The sequence below is a fragment of the Exiguobacterium sp. s146 genome (assembly GCF_018618415.1).
Lineage (GTDB): Bacteria > Bacillota > Bacilli > Exiguobacteriales > Exiguobacteriaceae > Exiguobacterium.
In genome coordinates, this window is sequence record NZ_JACSMA010000001.1 from 684,141 (window position 1) to 701,692 (window position 17,552).

12 protein-coding genes are annotated in these 17,552 nt (G+C 55.8%); 8 read left to right on the forward strand and 4 right to left on the reverse strand.

Features of this window, described 5'->3' with window-relative positions; translation table 11 throughout:
- Nucleotides 1-103 precede the first annotated feature (103 nt).
- Nucleotides 104-1,660, forward strand: a complete 1,557-nt coding sequence (locus KNP83_RS03600; RefSeq protein ID WP_214760615.1) for a SulP family inorganic anion transporter — start codon at nucleotides 104-106, stop codon at nucleotides 1,658-1,660.
- On the opposite strand, the gene KNP83_RS03605 is transcribed toward KNP83_RS03600, so the two are convergent.
- Complete coding sequence (locus KNP83_RS03605; protein ID WP_214760617.1) at nucleotides 1,657-1,986, reverse strand: YolD-like family protein; 330 nt, start codon at nucleotides 1,984-1,986, stop codon at nucleotides 1,657-1,659. The two genes, KNP83_RS03600 and KNP83_RS03605, sit on opposite strands and share 4 nt — an antisense overlap.
- Complete coding sequence (locus tag KNP83_RS03610) at nucleotides 1,983-3,278, reverse strand: Y-family DNA polymerase (protein ID WP_214760619.1); 1,296 nt, start codon at nucleotides 3,276-3,278, stop codon at nucleotides 1,983-1,985. Before KNP83_RS03610 ends, KNP83_RS03605 begins: the two co-directional genes overlap by 4 nt.
- Nucleotides 3,279-3,515: 237 nt before the next feature.
- On the opposite strand from KNP83_RS03610, the gene secA2 reads away from it, so the two are divergent.
- The 6 genes from secA2 to KNP83_RS03640 all read left to right on the forward strand — a co-directional run bounded on the left by secA2 (nucleotide 3,516) and on the right by KNP83_RS03640 (nucleotide 13,235).
- Nucleotides 3,516-5,885 (forward strand): accessory Sec system translocase SecA2, encoded by a 2,370-nt coding sequence (secA2, locus tag KNP83_RS03615; RefSeq protein ID WP_214760621.1) that lies wholly within the window; start codon nucleotides 3,516-3,518, stop codon nucleotides 5,883-5,885.
- Between the two features lies 1 nt (nucleotide 5,886).
- Nucleotides 5,887-6,708, forward strand: coding sequence for an SLAP domain-containing protein (locus tag KNP83_RS03620; RefSeq protein ID WP_214760623.1), 822 nt, complete (start codon nucleotides 5,887-5,889; stop codon nucleotides 6,706-6,708).
- Nucleotides 6,709-6,998: 290 nt separating this feature from the next.
- Entirely contained in the window at nucleotides 6,999-9,743 is a 2,745-nt protein-coding gene (locus KNP83_RS03625) for a bifunctional 2',3'-cyclic-nucleotide 2'-phosphodiesterase/3'-nucleotidase (protein WP_214760625.1), read from the forward strand.
- A 208-nt stretch (nucleotides 9,744-9,951) separates the two neighbouring features.
- Nucleotides 9,952-11,394 (forward strand): carbon starvation CstA family protein, encoded by a 1,443-nt coding sequence (locus KNP83_RS03630; RefSeq protein ID WP_214760627.1) that lies wholly within the window; start codon nucleotides 9,952-9,954, stop codon nucleotides 11,392-11,394.
- A gap of 94 nt (nucleotides 11,395-11,488) precedes the next feature.
- Nucleotides 11,489-12,160: a PAQR family membrane homeostasis protein TrhA gene (trhA, locus tag KNP83_RS03635; protein WP_214717679.1), complete on the forward strand. Its 672-nt coding sequence runs from the start codon at nucleotides 11,489-11,491 to the stop codon at nucleotides 12,158-12,160.
- Between the two features lie 157 nt (nucleotides 12,161-12,317).
- On the forward strand, nucleotides 12,318-13,235 hold the full coding sequence (locus KNP83_RS03640) for a proline dehydrogenase family protein (RefSeq protein ID WP_214717675.1): 918 nt from the start codon (nucleotides 12,318-12,320) through the stop codon (nucleotides 13,233-13,235).
- A 123-nt stretch (nucleotides 13,236-13,358) separates the two neighbouring features.
- Here KNP83_RS03640 and KNP83_RS03645 read toward each other — a convergent pair whose 3' ends face one another.
- Together KNP83_RS03645 and KNP83_RS03650 are read right to left on the reverse strand one after the other, a co-directional pair.
- Nucleotides 13,359-13,769, reverse strand: coding sequence for a hypothetical protein (locus KNP83_RS03645; RefSeq protein WP_214760629.1), 411 nt, complete (start codon nucleotides 13,767-13,769; stop codon nucleotides 13,359-13,361).
- Between the two features lie 251 nt (nucleotides 13,770-14,020).
- Complete coding sequence (locus KNP83_RS03650) at nucleotides 14,021-14,923, reverse strand: SDR family oxidoreductase (RefSeq protein WP_214760631.1); 903 nt, start codon at nucleotides 14,921-14,923, stop codon at nucleotides 14,021-14,023.
- 213 nt (nucleotides 14,924-15,136) lie between these two features.
- Between KNP83_RS03650 and KNP83_RS03655 the strand changes: the two genes are divergently transcribed.
- Nucleotides 15,137-17,548 carry a 3-hydroxyacyl-CoA dehydrogenase/enoyl-CoA hydratase family protein gene (locus tag KNP83_RS03655; protein WP_214760633.1) on the forward strand — a complete coding sequence of 804 codons (2,412 nt, stop codon included), beginning with the start codon at nucleotides 15,137-15,139 and terminating at the stop codon, nucleotides 17,546-17,548.
- The last annotated feature ends 4 nt before the right edge of the window (nucleotides 17,549-17,552 follow it).

Here is a 17,552-nt window from a genome sequence, read left to right on the forward strand (position 1 = left end):
GTTTTGTCGATTATGTTAACGTTTCGCCAGAGTCGTTTACAAAGGGAAGGGACAGGCGTAAACTGAACTCGTTTTCGACATCATGGAAAGAAGGAATGCAAGAATGGACAACTTCATGACACCACGCCAAGGCTGGCAAAAGGACATCTCGGCCGGAATCACCGTCGGGGTCGTCGCCGTGCCGCTCGCGATGGCGTTCGCGATTGCCTCGGGCGTCGGACCGGTGTACGGCCTGTATACGGCCATCATCGCGGGTATTCTCGTCAGCCTGTTCGGAGGCTCGACGTTCCAAATCGCCGGACCGACCGGCGCCTTCATCCCGATCGTCTCGGGCGTTATGCTCGCGCACGGCTACGAAGGGTTGCTCGTAACGACGTTTCTCGCCGGGATTCTATTGTTCCTCATGAGCGTGCTCCGTGTCGGACGACTCATCCGCTTCATGCCGCGTGCTGTCACCATCGGCTTTACGGCCGGGATCGCCGTCGTCATCTTCGTCGATCAGCTCGACGAACTGTTCGGCATCACGTTCGAGAAGGCGCCGCACTTCCACGAGAACTTCCTTCAGCTCGTGACCTCATTGCCGGAGGCGAGTCTTTGGCCCGTCTTCATTGCGGCCATCGGTTTCTTGACGCTCTGGCTCGTGCCGAAACTGCCCGTGAAGTTACCGCTTCTCTTGATGGCAATGCTCGTGCCGACGTTCGTCAGCCTCGTCATCCCTGGCGAAGTCGCGACGATTGGCAGCGCCTATGGCGGCATCCCGAGCGGACTGCCGGAGTTCAACTGGCTCGCCATCGACCTCGATATGATTGCGACGCTGCTGCCGTCGGCGTTCGCCATCGCCTTCCTCGGGGCGCTCGAATCCCTGTTGTCGGGTGCGGTCGCGGACGGCATGGCCGGCACGAAGATGAACCCGGACAAGGAACTGTTCGGGCAAGGGCTCGCCAACGTCGTCGTCCCGTTCTTTGGCGGGATCCCAGCGACGGGTGCCATCGCCCGGACGGCGACGAACATTCAAGCCGGGGCCGTCAGCCGCCGCTCCGGCGTCATCCACGGGTTGACGGTGCTCCTCGCCGTGCTCGTGTTGGCACCGCTCGCGAGCTACGTCCCACTGGCCGCACTTGCACCAATTTTGATGCGCGTCGCCTGGAACATGTCCGAGCGGCACCACGTCTTCGAGATGCTCCGGCATCGGTCGGCCGAATCGCTCGTCTTGCTCATCACGCTCGGACTGACCGTCTTTGTCGATCTCGTCGTTGCCGTCGAGGTCGGGGTCATCTGTGCGCTCGCCTTGTTCGCGAAACGGATGGCCGACACGATTGACGTCCGCGAACAGACGGAACGATACGTGACGCGGGACGGACAGGTCGTCTTCAGCGTCGAAGGGCCGCTCTTTTTCGGCGCAATCGAGATGTTCGAGCATGTCTTGCATCATATCCATAACGAGCCCGACGTGTTCATCTTCAACTTCCATCGCTGTCCGGTCATCGATGTGACGGCCGTCGAAGAGATTCGTCGCGTCGTCCGGGAGTTGAAAGCGGCCGAGCGCCGTGTCGTCTTCGCACACTTGTCGGCACCGGTGCGACAGACGCTCATGCATTATGGCGTCCTTGACCACGTTGATACGTTCGAGACGACGCAGGAAGCGATTGACGCGTCTTAACGGACAGACAGAATCTGACCGAACGGGATACGACGCACCTCGGTGTCGAACAGCTCGACTTCACGCTCGGCGTAATAGATGGCGTGGACGTAACCGCGCACCATATGGGTCATGCCGTTGTCGAACAGCGTCAGCTCGACGGCGTCACCTTCCCGGATGGCGCGTTCGAGCTCGGTCTGCCACAGATAGAGCAATTGCTCATCCAAGTCGGGAAGCTCGATCTTTTGGACGTGGGCGTAATATTTCTTCAGGAGCGCCACGTGCTCGGGCATGAGGAACGGGATCCATTTCAATTCACCACGGTCTTTGTAGCGGGTCTGGCTCATGACGATTCACCTCCTTGTTTATGTCCGCCGATTAACCGCTGGCGGGTACGGAGCGGACTGTCTTTCAATAGGCTCGACGCCGGGCGGATCGTGCCCCGGCCGAAGCGGACGTTCAAGCTATCGACGAGGTCGAGGAAGTCGAACCGGCGCGCCCGGGCCCACTCATCCTCGAAAAAGGAGAGTTGGACGTGGTCGCTCCTTGGCTCGAGCTTGCCGAGGGCGACCGAGACGTACCGGACGGCCTCCGTCTCGTCCCACGCGTCGAGGAAGAGCGTCAACAACACCGGCAAGAACTCGCGCTCGTCCGCTGTGAAGCGGGCGAGCTTTTTTTGTTTGCTGAACCCGCGCCGCTCGCTCGTCCGGGTATAGCGTACACCGAGATGGATGCTGCCGCCGACGAGCCCGGCCTGTCGCGTTCGCATCCCGACCTCGACGGCAATGGCCTGCAGGACAAGACGGATGGCCGCATACGTCGTGTAATCTTTCATGAGCGTGATGCCATGGCCGATCGTCCGGGGTCGCTGCCGTTTCGCCCCGAATAAAGAGCTCGGCGGGAGAATCGTCGGCGACTCGTCGATGCCCCAGGCGTGGTGCCACAGCTCGGCGCCGATGACACCGAACTTCTCATGCAGCGTCTCGAGCGGATAACGGGCGAGGTCGCCGATCGTGTCGATGCCGAGCCGATGGAGATGGACTTCCATCTTTGCGCCGACGCCCCACATCTTGCCGATCGGAGCGGGATGGATCAATCGTTCGACGTCGTGGAGGAAGCAGCTGGCGACACCCGTCTTCTTCCCATGCAGGTCGAGGACGAGCTTGGCGAGGACGTTGTTCGGCCCGATGCCGATTGTGACCGGGATGCCCGTGTAGCGGAACACGGTCGAGCGGATGAGCCGGGCGACGTGCGCATCGTTCCCGAATAGGCGCTCCGTCCCGGTCAAGTCGACGAGCGTCTCATCAATCGAGTAGACGCGAATCGCCTCCGGGGGCGCGAACTGATGCAAAATGTGGACGATTTGCACGGATACGTTCAAATAATGGCTCATCCGGGCCTCGGCGTAGATGACGTGTCGCCGTTCGTGCCACGGTAAGCGGTCGATGTGGAACCGCCGCGAGCCGGTCTTGATGCCGAGCTGCTTCATCGGCGGCGTCGCGGCAAGGACGAGCGCACCGTGGTCCTGCAGGTTCGATAAGACGACGAGCTTCGTCTTGTACGGGTTCAACTTTCGGGCGGCGCACTCGCAACTGGCGTAGAACGAGACGCTGTCGATACAAAAAATCCGACGTCGCATAGCCACCTCTCCTTTTTTACGAACAAACGTTCTGTTTTTGTCATCGTATCACGGTCTCACGCCGTCTCAAATAGAAAAATGAAAAGAAATTTGAAAGAAGTCAAAAAAAGGGTGGAATGAATGATGAAATTCCAACTTTTTGGGATTTACCGAAATAATAAAGCGAGGAAGAAACAAAATCCGTTATAATGAGAGGGTAGCTAGACAAATATGGTTTCGGACGATGGAGGCTATCCTGTGATTGATTTTGTGAAGCAATTGACCAATGATCAGGCACGACGATTGAAAACCTATAAGAAACAAGTCGAACGCATCAACGAGTACGAGGAGACGATGCAAGCGTTGGACGATGAGGCGCTTCGCCAGTACGCGCTCGAACTGAAACAGCGGCTCACGGACGGTGCGGACGTCCGTGCCATCACGGAGGAAGGGTTCGCCCTCGTCCGCGAGGCATCCGTCCGGACGATTGGGCTCCGTCATTATGACGTCCAGCTCATCGGCGGTCTCGCGCTACTGGAAGGGAATATCGCCGAGATGCCGACCGGGGAAGGGAAGACGCTCGTGGCGGCACTCCCGGCATTCGTCAAGGCACTCGAAGGGAAAGGCGTCCACGTCATCACGGTGAACGATTATTTGGCGCAACGTGACGCCGAGCAGATCGGCAAGATTCACACGTTCCTCGGGCTTACGGTTGGGTTGAACGTGCCGGAGATGGAGCTCCCTGACAAGCAAGCGGCATATGCGGCCGACATTACATACGGGGTGGGGACCGAGTTCGGCTTCGACTATCTTCGGGACCATTTGGTCGGCTCGCCGGAAGAACGCGTGCAGCGTCCGTTCCATTTCGCCTTGCTCGATGAAGTCGACAGCGTCTTGATCGACGAGGCGAAGACGCCGCTCATCATCGCCCAGAAGGACGAGTCACACGTCCGCCTGAAACGGCTCGCCCAAACCGTGTTCGGTCAATTGACGGAAGACGAGTATACGCTCGACCTCGAGGCGCGCGCCGTCATGTTCTCAGACAAGGGCATCGAGAAAATCGAGGCGTTGTTCTCGGTCGACAACCTGTTCTCCGCTGAGCACCACGTCCTCTATCACTACATGATGCAGGCGCTCCGGGCGAACGTGCTGTTCGAACGGGACGTCGACTATATCGTCCAAGAGGGCAAAATCGAGTTGATCGACTTGTTCACGGGCCGGGTCATGGAAGGACGCAGCCTGTCGGAAGGCCTCCATCAGGCGCTCGAGGCGAAAGAGCAGCTCGACATCACCGAAGAGAACAAGACGACGGCCGAGATCACGATTCAACACTACTTCCGGATGTACCCACTCCTCGGTGGCATGACCGGGACGGCGCAGACGTCACGCGAAGAGTTCATGAAGACGTATCAAATGGACGTCGTCCAAGTGCCGACGAACCGGCCGCGTCTGCGGGAAGACTTGCCGGACCGCGTCTTTGACACAATCGCCCATAAATATGCGGCGGTGGGACAAGAAGTGGCGGCCATCCACGCGACGGGACAACCGATTTTAATCGGGACGACCTCAATCGCCCAGTCGGAGGCTGTCAGTGAACAGCTCGAGCGACAAGGTATCAAGCATGAGCTGTTGAACGCGAAGACGGTCGCCCAAGAAGCCGAGATCATCGCCGAGGCGGGACGGCTCGGGCACGTGACGATCGCGACGAACATGGCCGGACGCGGGACCGACATCGTCTTAGACGAGACGGCGCGCGAACGAGGTGGCTTATATGTCATCGGGACGGAACGGCACGAGTCGCTTCGCGTCGACAACCAGCTCCGCGGCCGGTCGGGGCGCCAAGGCGACCCGGGCATGTCACGTTTCTTCGTCTCGCTCGAGGACGACCTCGTCAAACGGTACGCCGCCGAGCGATTGAAACGGGTCGAACACAAACTGAAGCCGGACGAGCACGGGGAGATTCGCCATAAAGAAGCCGGCGACATCATCGAATACGCCCAGACGACGATTGAAGGCGTCGGCGTCTCGGTCCGCGACTACATGTTCAAACTCGACGACGTCTTGAACGAGCAACGCCGCATCATCTATACGATTCGTGACGAGGCGGTCGACGCCAACGCGACGGCCATCTTGAACAACGTGCTTGCGATGATGCGCCTCGCGCTTGAAGAGACGCTCGACCGTCACATCGACGCCGAGCTCGTGCCGGAGGAGTGGGCGAAAGATGCCTTGCTCGAGGACTATGTCTATTTGACACAACAGACACCGCCATGGCCTGAGACAGTCGGCGATAAGTATGAGTTGCAACAAGAGGTCGCCCCGTGGATCGATGGCATCATCGAGACGGCCAAACAGCGTATCGAAGGCTATCCGGAAGTCATCTCCTTTGCCCGTCAACAGTTACTCAGCCATCTCGATATCCGCTGGACGAACCATTTGACGACGATGAACGCCTTGAAAGAAGGCATCGGGCTCCGCAGCTACGGCCAGGAAGACCCGAGCCGTCAGTTCGGCAAGGAAGGGCTCGAGATTTTCCAAGAGACGTATCTCGACATCGCCCGCGACGTGACGATTCAACTGTGCCAGTTAGACCTATACTTTGCGCAACGGGAAGAGGAGGGGCTGTGACATGTTCGGACTGTTGAAACGAAAGAAAGTCGAGACGATCATCCGCCAAGACGACGAGCGGACGCTCCGCCTCGTGTTCGACGAAGGGATGGACATCTCGAAAGAAGATGAGTACGTGTTCCGCTACCACGCGACGACGCTGCCGCCGCTCGCGGACAACCAGCTGTCGATTGAACTGCTCAGTGCGACGAAGAACCCGGGCGGCCTGTCCGTCGTCGCCTTGTTCCGCAACACGGTCGCGACCGAGTTCTCGCTCGATGAGATTCCGGTGTTGTTGTTGAACGAACAGCGTGAACCGCTCGGCCAGAAGATGCTCAGCCGGATGGACTTGCCGTCGTTCGAGGCGATGACGAGTAAGCCTGTCTATCTCGACTTCTTCGAGGAGGAACTGTTCACCGAGATCGACGCCCTCGATACCGAGTCGATTCAGCTCGCCTTCCAAATGAACCCGACGGCACCGCTTCAAGACGTGACGGACAGCGAGCGCGATGCGTTCCCGGACGTGGCGTGGCATCGCCTGAAACGGATGAACATCCTCAGCCGCCCGGTTGCCGAAGGCCAGTTCGATTTGTTGCTCGTCCATCTCGACGTGACCGACACGGAAATCGGGGCCTCGCTTCTCGTTCGGAATGGCTATGCCGAGCAGGCGCTCCAAATCCCGCGTCTTCCGCTCGAGCTGATACAGCGGGACGAGGTCGTCGGCCGAGCCGACGCCGTGCTCGCCGAGCCGATCTTACCGAAACATGACTATCCGCTCCACGTCCGCTTTAAGCGGCCGGAAGGCGAGAGCGACGGACCGATCTCGATTCGAATCCGTTCGTGACGATATGACCATCCCTGACACGAGTCGGGGATGGTTTTTAGGTCTAAAGGACTGCTTGTGCGAGGTCTAGCTTCTAAACAAGTTCGACCAAAAAATCGTTTGACGCGAAGTCGTCTGTTCCGTTCCATCATACCGATTCGGTCTTTTTCCATGTTCTCGGAAAGTCGTCTAGGACCAGACCTTTCTTTACCAAATTTTAAAGGAAATAGGGCGTAAGATTCATTAAAATGGAGAGGCCGCTATGGTATATTTAGTCCGCAATGCACACCACATGAATGGGGAGAAAAATCATGTCTAAATTTACGAAGATGGCCATTGCTACGTCGCTCATCATCCCAACACTCATCCCGCTCCAACACGCGGCAGCGGAAGACGAGGACGTCGTCAAACTGCGCTTCTTGGAGACGACCGATCTACATACGAACATCACGAACTACGATTACTTCCAAGACAAAATCGACAACACGATCGGGTTGACGAAAGTCGCGACGTTGATTCAGCAACATCGCACGGACGCCGGCAAACCGAACACGTTCTTGTTCGATAACGGGGATACGCTTCAAGGGACGCCGTTCGGGGATTACGTGCGTGAACAGCATCAGAAAGCACCGGGCACGTTCGAACATCCGATGTATGAAGCGATGTCGGCGCTCGAGTTCGATGCGGTCACACTCGGGAACCACGAGTTCAACTTCGGGCTCCAGTTCTTGTATGACGCGATGCAAGGATCGAAAGGCAAGCTTCGCTTCGTCAACTCGAACGTGAAGGACTTGTCAGGCGAACCGATCGTATCGAAATATAACGAAGATGGACAAGAAGTCCAAATCATCGAACGCCAAGTCGTCGACGGGGACGGCGAGACACATACGATCAAAGTCGGTGTGTTCGGGGTCGTCCCGCCGAAAATCATGTCATGGGACTCGGGCAACCTGCAAGGCAAGGTGACAGCCGAGGATATGGTGCCGGCAGCAAAAGCAGCCGTCGCTAAATTGAAAGAGCAAGGCGCAGACGTCGTCGTCGCGCTTGCGCACTCAGGGATCGGGGAAAGTGCAACACTCGCAGATGAGCAATCAGACGGGGAAGAGAACGTCGGCTACACGCTCACGAAAATCGAAGGACTCGACATGGTCATGACCGGTCACCAGCACGGCCGTTTCCCGGATGCGAAAGGGATGTTCACCTCGTTCCCGAACGTGAACATGGAGAAAGGGACGATCAACGGCAAGCCGGTCGTCATGGCGAACAACCAAGGGAAAGATCTCGGGGTCATCGACCTCGACCTCGAGCTCGTCGACGGCAAGTGGAGCGTGCTCGACGCGAACGCGAAACTCGACACGGTCAAGGCGGACACACCGGTAGACCCGACGATCGCCTCGCTCATCGATGCGGACCATAAGGCGACAATCGAATACATCAACCGCCCAGTCGGTGAGATTCAAGACGATATCCAAAGCTACTTCGCGCTCGTCCGTGACGACGCATCGGTCCAGTTCGTGACGAACGCGCAGAAATGGTACGTCGAGAGAGAACTCGCGACGAACCCAGAACTCGCGGCATATAAAGAGCTTCCAATCCTCTCGGCCGGGGCTCCGTTCAAAGCCGGTAACCGTCAGTTGACGGACGCGAGCTATTACACGAACATCCCGAAAGGCTCGATCGCGTTAAAGAACGTGGCCGACCTGTACGTCTTCCCGAACACGCTCGAAGTCGTCAAAGTGACGGGTGCGGACGTGATGGACTGGCTCGAGATGTCAGCCGGGGCGTACAAACAAGTCTCGGATACGAACGATGAGTTGCTCAACTTAGAGTTCCGCAGCTACAACTTTGATGTCCTTGACGGCCTCACGTACGAGATCGATGTCACGGGTCCTGCCAAGTTTAATGCAGGCGGGGAACTGATTGAGGAAAACAAAGATGCGAACCGCGTCAAAAACGTGAAGTATAACGGCAAACCGATCACACTCGACCAAGAGTTCCTCGTCGCGACGAACAACTATCGCGCCGGTTCGACGTCGTTCCCAGGACTCGGTGGCGGGAAGAACATCGTCTACCGTTCAGCTTACGAGACACGGAACGTGATTTCGGATTATATCGTCTCGGGCAAGCTCGAGTACAAAGCGGATGACAACTGGAAAATCGTCGCCGACACGAAACGGACAGCCAAGTTCGAGACGGCCGACGCCGGTAAGCAGTACGTCGACTTGTATGAAGGCATCGAAGCGACAGAGACGACACGTCCGGATGCAGCGGACCGCTTGTTCCGCACGTACACGATCGACCTTGATACAGCGGCGGTCGAACTCGCGCTCACGGTGAACACGATTAAGCCGGGCGCGAAAGCGGTGACGGGTACGACGACACCGAACGCAAATGTCACATTGAAAGCTGACGGTAAAGAGCTCGCGACAGCAAAAGCGGACAAAGACGGGAACTACACGCTCGTGACGAAACCGCTCAAGCTTCGCCAATCGCTCACGATCGTCTCTGAACTCGATGGCGCGACTGTGACAGAAACGAAAGTTGTCGGTGCTGGCTTCGTCGGCACACCGGCGCTCGCCTCGAAGTTGACGTACGCCAACACGAACGTCATTAAAGGATCAGCGACACCAGAGACGAAGTTGACGCTCAAGCGTGACGGCAAGACGATTGCCTACGCGACGGCTGACAAGAACGGATTGTTCGAGTTCACGAAACGCGCCGGCTTCATCTATGGGGACTATGAAGTCATCGCCAAAGACGTGACCGGATCGGTCGTCAAAGCGAAGGCGTTCACACTCAAGAAAGCGGCCATCGCGACACCGAAGAACACGAAAGGTGTCAAAGCCGGTACGAGAGCAATCGTCGGGAAAACGACACCAGGTGCCGTCGTCGTCTTGAAGGACGCGAAAGGCAAGCAAGTCGGCAAAGTGAAAGCGAGCTGGGCCGGAACGTATACGTTCACATTCAAAAAAGGCCTTGCCAAAGGAAGCTACGCGGTCATCGCGAGCGACTATACAGGGGCAGGCGCGAAGCAAGCGAAGTTCGCCTTGAAATAAGCGATTCAACCGTGACGGCGTCCCATGTGGACGCCGTTTTGGCATGCTCGAAAAAGTGTCAAAAAAGTGAACGAAACCCCTTACAAAATTTTGGGAACTACTGTATAATCAGTCACGTAAGCGTTTACATTATACGTGTAAAACAACGGGATTCATTTTTCGGGGCCGACGGGGATTGGCTACATATGTACAAAAGGGGACAGCACACATGATTACATTCTTTATTGCCTTGGCGATTTTATTCGTTGGGTACAAAGTGTATGGCAGCTATGTCGAGAAGACGTTCGGCATTAAGGAAGAGCGGACGACGCCTGCCTATGCGTCACAGGACGGCATCGATTACGTGCCAATGGGGAAAAAACGGAACTCGATGATTCAACTGTTGAACATCGCCGGCGTCGGGCCGATTTTCGGACCGATCATGGGGGCGCTCTACGGACCGGTCGCATTCCTTTGGATCGTCTTCGGATCGATCTTCGCGGGAGCGGTGCACGACTATTTGACGGGCATGATCTCGCTGCGCAACAACGGGGCGCACTTGCCGCAGCTCGCCGAGAAGTTCCTCGGCCGCTCGCTCCGCCACGTCGTCAACGGGTTCGCCCTTTTGCTCTTGCTCTTGGTCGGGACCGTGTTCGTCACGTCACCGAGTAACATGATCAACAACTTGTTCGACGGCAATGCGACGACGCTCACAATCGTCATCTTCGCCGTGTTCGCCTACTATATCTTGGCGACGCTCCTCCCGGTCGATAAGATCATCGGCCGCATCTATCCGTTCTTCGGGGCGCTCCTCATGATCAGTGCCGTCGGGATTGCGGTCAGCTTGTTCGCACAAGGCTACCAAATTCCAGAGATGACACTCACGAACATGCACCCGGACGGCTTGCCGATCTGGCCGCTCCTCTTCTTCACGATCTCATGTGGGGCGTTGTCTGGGTTCCATGCCACACAGTCGCCGATCATCTCGCGGACGACGATGAAAGAAAGCAACGGCCGTGAAATCTTCTACGGCATGATGATCGTCGAAGCGGTCATCGCTATGATTTGGGCGGCAGCTGCCATGGCCATCTTTGAGCCAGGCGAATTGCTCGGATTGATTCAAACGGGTACACCGGCACTCGTCGTTCAAGAAGTGGCGACACTCATGCTCGGCAGCATCGGCGGCACGCTCGCGATTCTCGGTGTCATCGTCTTGCCGATCACGTCAGGTGACACGGCGTTCCGTAGCGCGCGGATGATTATCGCCGACTACATGAGCATCGCGCAGAAGAAATTCTCGTCACGCCTTTGGATCGCACTTCCGCTCTTCGCGATCTCATACGTGCTCACGAACATGGACTTCCAAATGCTCTGGCAATATTTCAACTGGGCTAACCAGACGACGGCGGTCATCGCCTTGTTCGTCGGGGCGATGTACTTGTACATCAAGGGGCGCAATCACTATATCGCGCTCATCCCGGGGACGTTCATGTTGTACGCCGTCTGGTTCTACATTTTGACGGCACCGATCGGCTTCAAGATGGACGGGGTCATCCCGTACGTGATCGCCACCATCGGCACGATCACGTTGCTCGTCTTGTTCCACATGCGCGCCAAAGCGATGCGGGCACAAAATATGGAATGTGACGTTCCGGTGAAGGATGTCGCATAATTCACAGACATGGGTCGCTTCGGCCCATGTTTTTATTTGCGTTGAAACCGGGAAATGACCATACTAGAGGGATAAATGGGAAGGTGGGACGCGAATGGAACAAGAGAAGCTAAAAGAGATGCTCCATGCGGATACGCTTGGGGAAGAGATTGCGAGTGCCATCACGCACGGGCTTGGGATCATCTTCAGTATCGTCGCGCTCGTCTTGCTCATCATGACGGCGACGGAGACGGGCAGTACCGGCAACGTCATCGCGGTGAGCGTGTTCGGGGCATCGATGATTTTACTGTACCTCTTCTCGACACTCATGCATGCGATCCCGCATCCACGGGCGAAACGCGTGCTCCAAGTGTTCGACCACGCCGGGATTTACTTACTCATTGCCGGGAGTTATACGCCGTTCGCGCTCGTCTCACTCAAAGGAACGCTCGGTTGGACGTTGTTCGGCATCGTGTGGGGCGTCGCCGTACTCGGGATTGTCTGGAAGCTGTTCTCGACGGGCAAATACATGTGGGTGTCGAACGTGACTTATCTCGGTCTCGGCTGGATTTGTCTCATCGCCATCCGTCCACTGTACGAGTCGCTCGGTCATAACGGCTTCATGTTACTCCTGGCCGGCGGGATCGCCTATTCGGTCGGAATCATCTTCTACGTATGGCAGAAGCTTCCGTTCAACCATGCGATTTGGCACCTGTTCGTGCTGGCGGGAAGCGTGTTCGTTTTCCTTAGCATCTTGCTCTACGTGGCACCGAATACGGGCCTTTGAAACGGACGTCCTGCGGGGCGTCTGTTTTTTCTAAACATAAGGAAATGAAATCCTGAAAACGATTACAAAATTACAGACGAATTGACGTTTGTATGTCATAATAATTTCAGACATCGTCATAGAGATAGATGGGTGTAAACGTAAGGGGGAAAATCAGATGGAAAAAGTGTTGCGCGATGGATTTATCTACATGTCTCAAAACAAAACACTCAACAGTTTGGCTAAAAAATACGGGCTTCGGTTCGGGGCTTCGCGCTTTGTGGCGGGGGAAGACTTTAAGACGTCGGTGCCGACGATTCGCGAGTTGAACGCGAAAGGATTGGCGGTCACGGTCGACCATTTAGGGGAGTTCATCACGACGGTCGCGGAAGCGAACGAGAACCGCGATGAAATCATCCGAGCGATTGAAATCATGGCAGAAGAGAAGCTCGACGCCTACATGTCGCTCAAGCTGACATCACTCGGATTCGACATCTCGGACGAGTTGATTGAAGACAACATGCGTCAAATCTTGACGGCGGCGAAAGCGGTCGGTGTGTTCGTCGCCATCGACATGGAAGACGAGACACGCTGCGAGAAGACGCTCGACTTGTTCAAAAAGTTGAAAGCGGACTTCGACGGCCTCGGGACGGTCATCCAGTCGTACTTGTACCGCTCGGAAGATGACATCAACCATCTCGCACCGCTCAAGCCGAACCTTCGCATCGTCAAGGGGGCTTACAAAGAGCCGGCGACGGTCGCATTCCCCGAAAAGGAAGACGTCGACCACAACTACTTGAAGCTCGTCAAACTCCATCTTGCGAACGGGAACTACGCCTCTATCGCGACACATGACGACCACATGATCGATGCGGTCATCGAGCATGTGAAACTGAACAATATCCCACTCGACCAATTCGAGTTCCAAATGCTGTACGGCATCCGGGTCGAGCGTCAACTCGAGCTCGTCCGCCAAGGCTACAAAGTCCGCGTCTACGTGCCATACGGCCGTGATTGGTACGGGTACTTCATGCGCCGCCTCGCGGAACGTCCGGCGAACGTCGCGTTCGTCTTAAAAGGAATGGTCAAGAAATGAGTAAAGCACGAACGTCTGTTGCAGACGTTCGTGCTTTTTTGATGCGTTCTCTATTATTTGATGACGTCGATTCGCGTGTTCTAGACGCATTTGTTTAAAGAAACTGTGCCTCGATTCAAGTCATTACTCGTCTTCATCTTTTTCTACCCAAAACTCCGGACCAATTTGATCAGATAACCAGAAGAAAAGTTCTTGCTCATATTCTGGGTCTATATTTTGCAAGGCGCCTGATGTAAACAGGTACTGTTTATATTGAATGAACGCATCTCGGATAAAGTATTTCATATGATACGGACCATATCCATAGGAAGTATTCACGTCTGGCGAAGGGTTCTCTTCCATGCGAACGTACATATGTGCTTGCGCTAAAAATGTAAACATTCGTGCAAGGGCGAGATAGCCTTCGACGTTGCCGACGAAATTGACGCCTTGTTCGTTCAATTTGATTTCCATCTTGGCATCATGGTCAAAGTGAGGGTCGAACTCTAAAATGTCTTCGTCGTACTCGTCTTCATCGTCATGCTGATTTGTCATCGATTGGCCCCCACTTTTACTTGTTAGCATTAGTATACATGTGGAATGACAGAGTGTGTCGCTCGTTTTCAGTGTCAGGGTAATGCGTCCACCGGCGCCCTGACTCATGCAGGAAAGCAGTACGACGAAGACCCCGCAGTGCCGGGAACGGCGCGAGGAGGCTTCGGGACTGCCTGCTGAAAGCATGGGCGCCGAAAGGACGCATTATATGTAAAAGAAAGACCCAGCTGTAAACTGGGCCTGCGACAAGATTATCCGTTTACGACCGTCCCACCGTTGACGTGGATGACTTGCCCGCTGACGTACGTCGAATCGTCACTTGCGAGATAGACATAAGCCGGGGCGAGTTCAGCCGGCTGACCCGGGCGTTTCATCTCGGCCGAGTCACCGAACGAGGCGACTTTGTCCGCCGGGAACGTCGAAGGAATGAGCGGTGTCCAGATTGGACCAGGTGCCACGCCGTTGACGCGAATCTTCTTCTCGGCAAGGTTGCTCGCGAGCGCACGCGTGAACGACGTGATTGCACCTTTCGTCGATGAGTAATCGATCAACTGGTCGTTTCCTTGATACGCCGTGATCGACGTCGTGTTGATGATGCTCGCGCCTTCATTCAAGTACGGAAGGGCGGCCTTCGTCAAATAGAACATGCTGAAGATGTTCGTGCGGAACGTCTGCTCGAGTTGCTCATCGGAGATGTCGAGGAGCGACTCCTGCGGATGTTGTTCGGCAGCGTTGTTGACGAGAATATCCAAGTGGCCGAACGTCTCGAGCGTCTGTTTGACGATATCTTGGCAAAAGTCCGAATCACCGATGTCTCCTTGCAACAAGAGGCAAGCCTGACCGAGTTCTTCGATCCGTTCTTTCGTCGCCTCGGCGTCCTCGAGCTCGTTTTGATCTTTATAGACGATGACCGTGTTCGCACCTTCATGGGCGAAGAAGATGGCGACCGATTTCCCGATGCCGGAGTCGCCGCCTGTGATGATGGCGACTTTATCTTTTAGTTTATCGCTTCCTTTATAGCCTTCACGTTCATAGATCGGGAACGGCTCCATCTTCGAGTCGATCCCCGGTTGATGGGCCTGCTCTTGGCCGTCCTTTTTGAACGACTCAAAATCATGTCGGTTCCCCACTGTGTTTAAACGATTCTCACTCATGTATACATTCCCCTTTCTAAAATTGACTCTTTGTGTCTATACCACACTTATCAAAATGTAATCGTCCTTAGCGAAATTGGAACGAATTTGAAAAATGAACGCTTGCGAATGAATTGCCATTCATTTATGATAGAAGAGTAAACACGATGGTGATTGCGATTTTTTTTACGCTTGAAATGAATCACTATTCATTCTCATTGAGGGGGGAACAATATGACGAGTCACATCGAACAATCAGCCGACCTCCGTTTGACGAGCAATATCCGTTTTGCGGTCGTCATCGGTTCAGGAGTAATGGGGGCGGGGATTGCGGCTCACTTGGCGAACGCGGGGATTCGTTCGCTCATGCTCGACATCGTACCACGTGAATTGACGGCGAAAGAAGAAGCGAAAGGGCTCACGCTCGAGTCACCAGAAGTGCGGAACCGCATCGCTTCCGAGAACCGTCAGAAGCTATTGAAACAGAACCCGGCACCGCTCGCGACAGCGGAGCACTTGAACTTCATCGACGTGGGGAACTTAGAAGATGATCTCGAGCGCTTGAAGGAAGCGGACTGGGTCATCGAGGTCGTCGTCGAACGGCTCGACGTGAAACAACAGCTGTTCGAGAAAATCGCTCCTTACATCCGTGAAGACGCGATTCTCAGCTCGAACACGTCAGGCATCTCGATCGAGGCGATGGCGAGCGTGTTGCCGGAAGGCTTGAAGACACGTTTCCTCGGGACACACTTCTTCAACCCGCCACGGTATTTGAAACTGCTCGAACTCATCCCGACGGAGCAGACGGCGCGCCCGGTCATCGATTTCATGGCCCGCTTCGCGGAAGACCGTCTCGGGAAAGGTGTCGTCGAAGCGAAAGACACACCGAACTTCATCGGCAACCGCATCGGCACGTACGGACTCCTCGTCACGTTCGAAGAGATGCTCAAACACAACGCCTCGATCGGCGAGATGGACTCGATCACCGGACCGCTCATCGGCCGGCCGAAATCGGCAACATTCCGCACGCTCGACGTCGTCGGCATCGACACGTTCGTCCACGTCGCTGGAAACGTCTATGAGACACTCGACGCAGGCGAAGAGAAGGACACGTTCGACGTCCCGGCTGAAATGAAGACGCTCGTCGAGAAGGGCTGGATCGGTCAAAAGGCCGGACAAGGCTTCTATAAGAAAGACGGCAAGGTCATCCAAGAGTTGAACTTGAACACGTTCGAGTACGAACAATTGAAAGCGATTACAGGTCCGGAACTTGATCAAATCAAGTCGCTCCCGGGCTCAAAAGCGAAGTTGAAAGGTGCCATCTTGAACAAGGGCCGCATCGGACAACTGCTCTGGCCGGTCACGGCGAAGACGCTCGTCTACTCGGCTCGTCTCACAGGCGAGATCAGTGATTCGATCGTCGCCATCGATGACGCGATGAAGTGGGGCTTCGGCTGGAAGTTCGGACCGTTCGAGACGTGGGACGCACTCGGCGTCGAGAAATCGGTCGCCCGCATGAAAGCGGAAGGTTATGACGTCCCGGCGTGGATCGACGAGATGCTCGCTGCCGGACACACGACATTCTATAAGGGAGACCAGTATTACGACCAAGCGTCACAGACGTACGTTGAGAAGACCGTCAACCCGAAAGAAGTGAAACTCGCACCGCTCGCCAAGTCGAACGGAATCGTGCTCGAGAACGGTGGGGCCCGCCTGATCGATATCGGTGACGACGTCGTCGCCCTCGAGTTCACGTCACCGAACAATGCAATCGGTGTCGACATCATGCAGATGATCGAACAGTCGATCGACCTCGTCGAGACCGACTTCAAAGGACTCGTCCTCGCTAACGACGGCAAGAACTTTTGTGTCGGCGCCAACCTCGCGATGATGCTCATGGAAGCGGAAGACGAGAACTGGTACGAGCTCGACTGGATCATCAACAAGTTTCAACAAGTCGTCCAAAAGATTCGCTATGCGGGTCGCCCGGTCGTCGTCGCGCCTTACGGCATGACGCTCGGCGGCGGAACCGAGATCAGCTTGCCGGCCGCACGTATGCAAACGGCGTTCGAGACGTATATGGGTCTCGTCGAAGTCGGTGTCGGCCTCATCCCAGGTGGGGGCGGTAACGTCAACACGTACCGTCGACTCCTCGAGCAAACGCCGAAGTCGATGCAAAACATCGAGAAGGCGGCGCAACAGACGTTCGAGAACATCGCCATGGCGAAAGTATCGAAGTCGGCCTATGACGCGAAAGCGCTCGGCTACCACCGTCCGATCGACGGCATCTCGATGAACCGCGACCACTTGACGTTCGATGCGAAACAGACGGTGCTCGGACTCGCTGACGGTTATACGGCACCGGTTCGTGAGAAGTTGCCGGTCGTCGGTCAAACGGGGAAAGCGACGCTCGAACTCGCGGCGTACGAGATGTTCTACGGTGGCTATATCTCTGAACACGATTTGAAGATTGCGAAAAAACTTGCCCATGTCATCAGCGGCGGCGATTTGGCATACGGCACGATGGTCGACGAGCAATACTTCCTCGACATCGAGCGCGAGGCGTTCCTAAGCCTCATCGGGGAGCCGAAATCGCAGCAGCGGATGCAACATATGCTCGTCAAAGGCAAGCCACTTCGGAACTGACAAA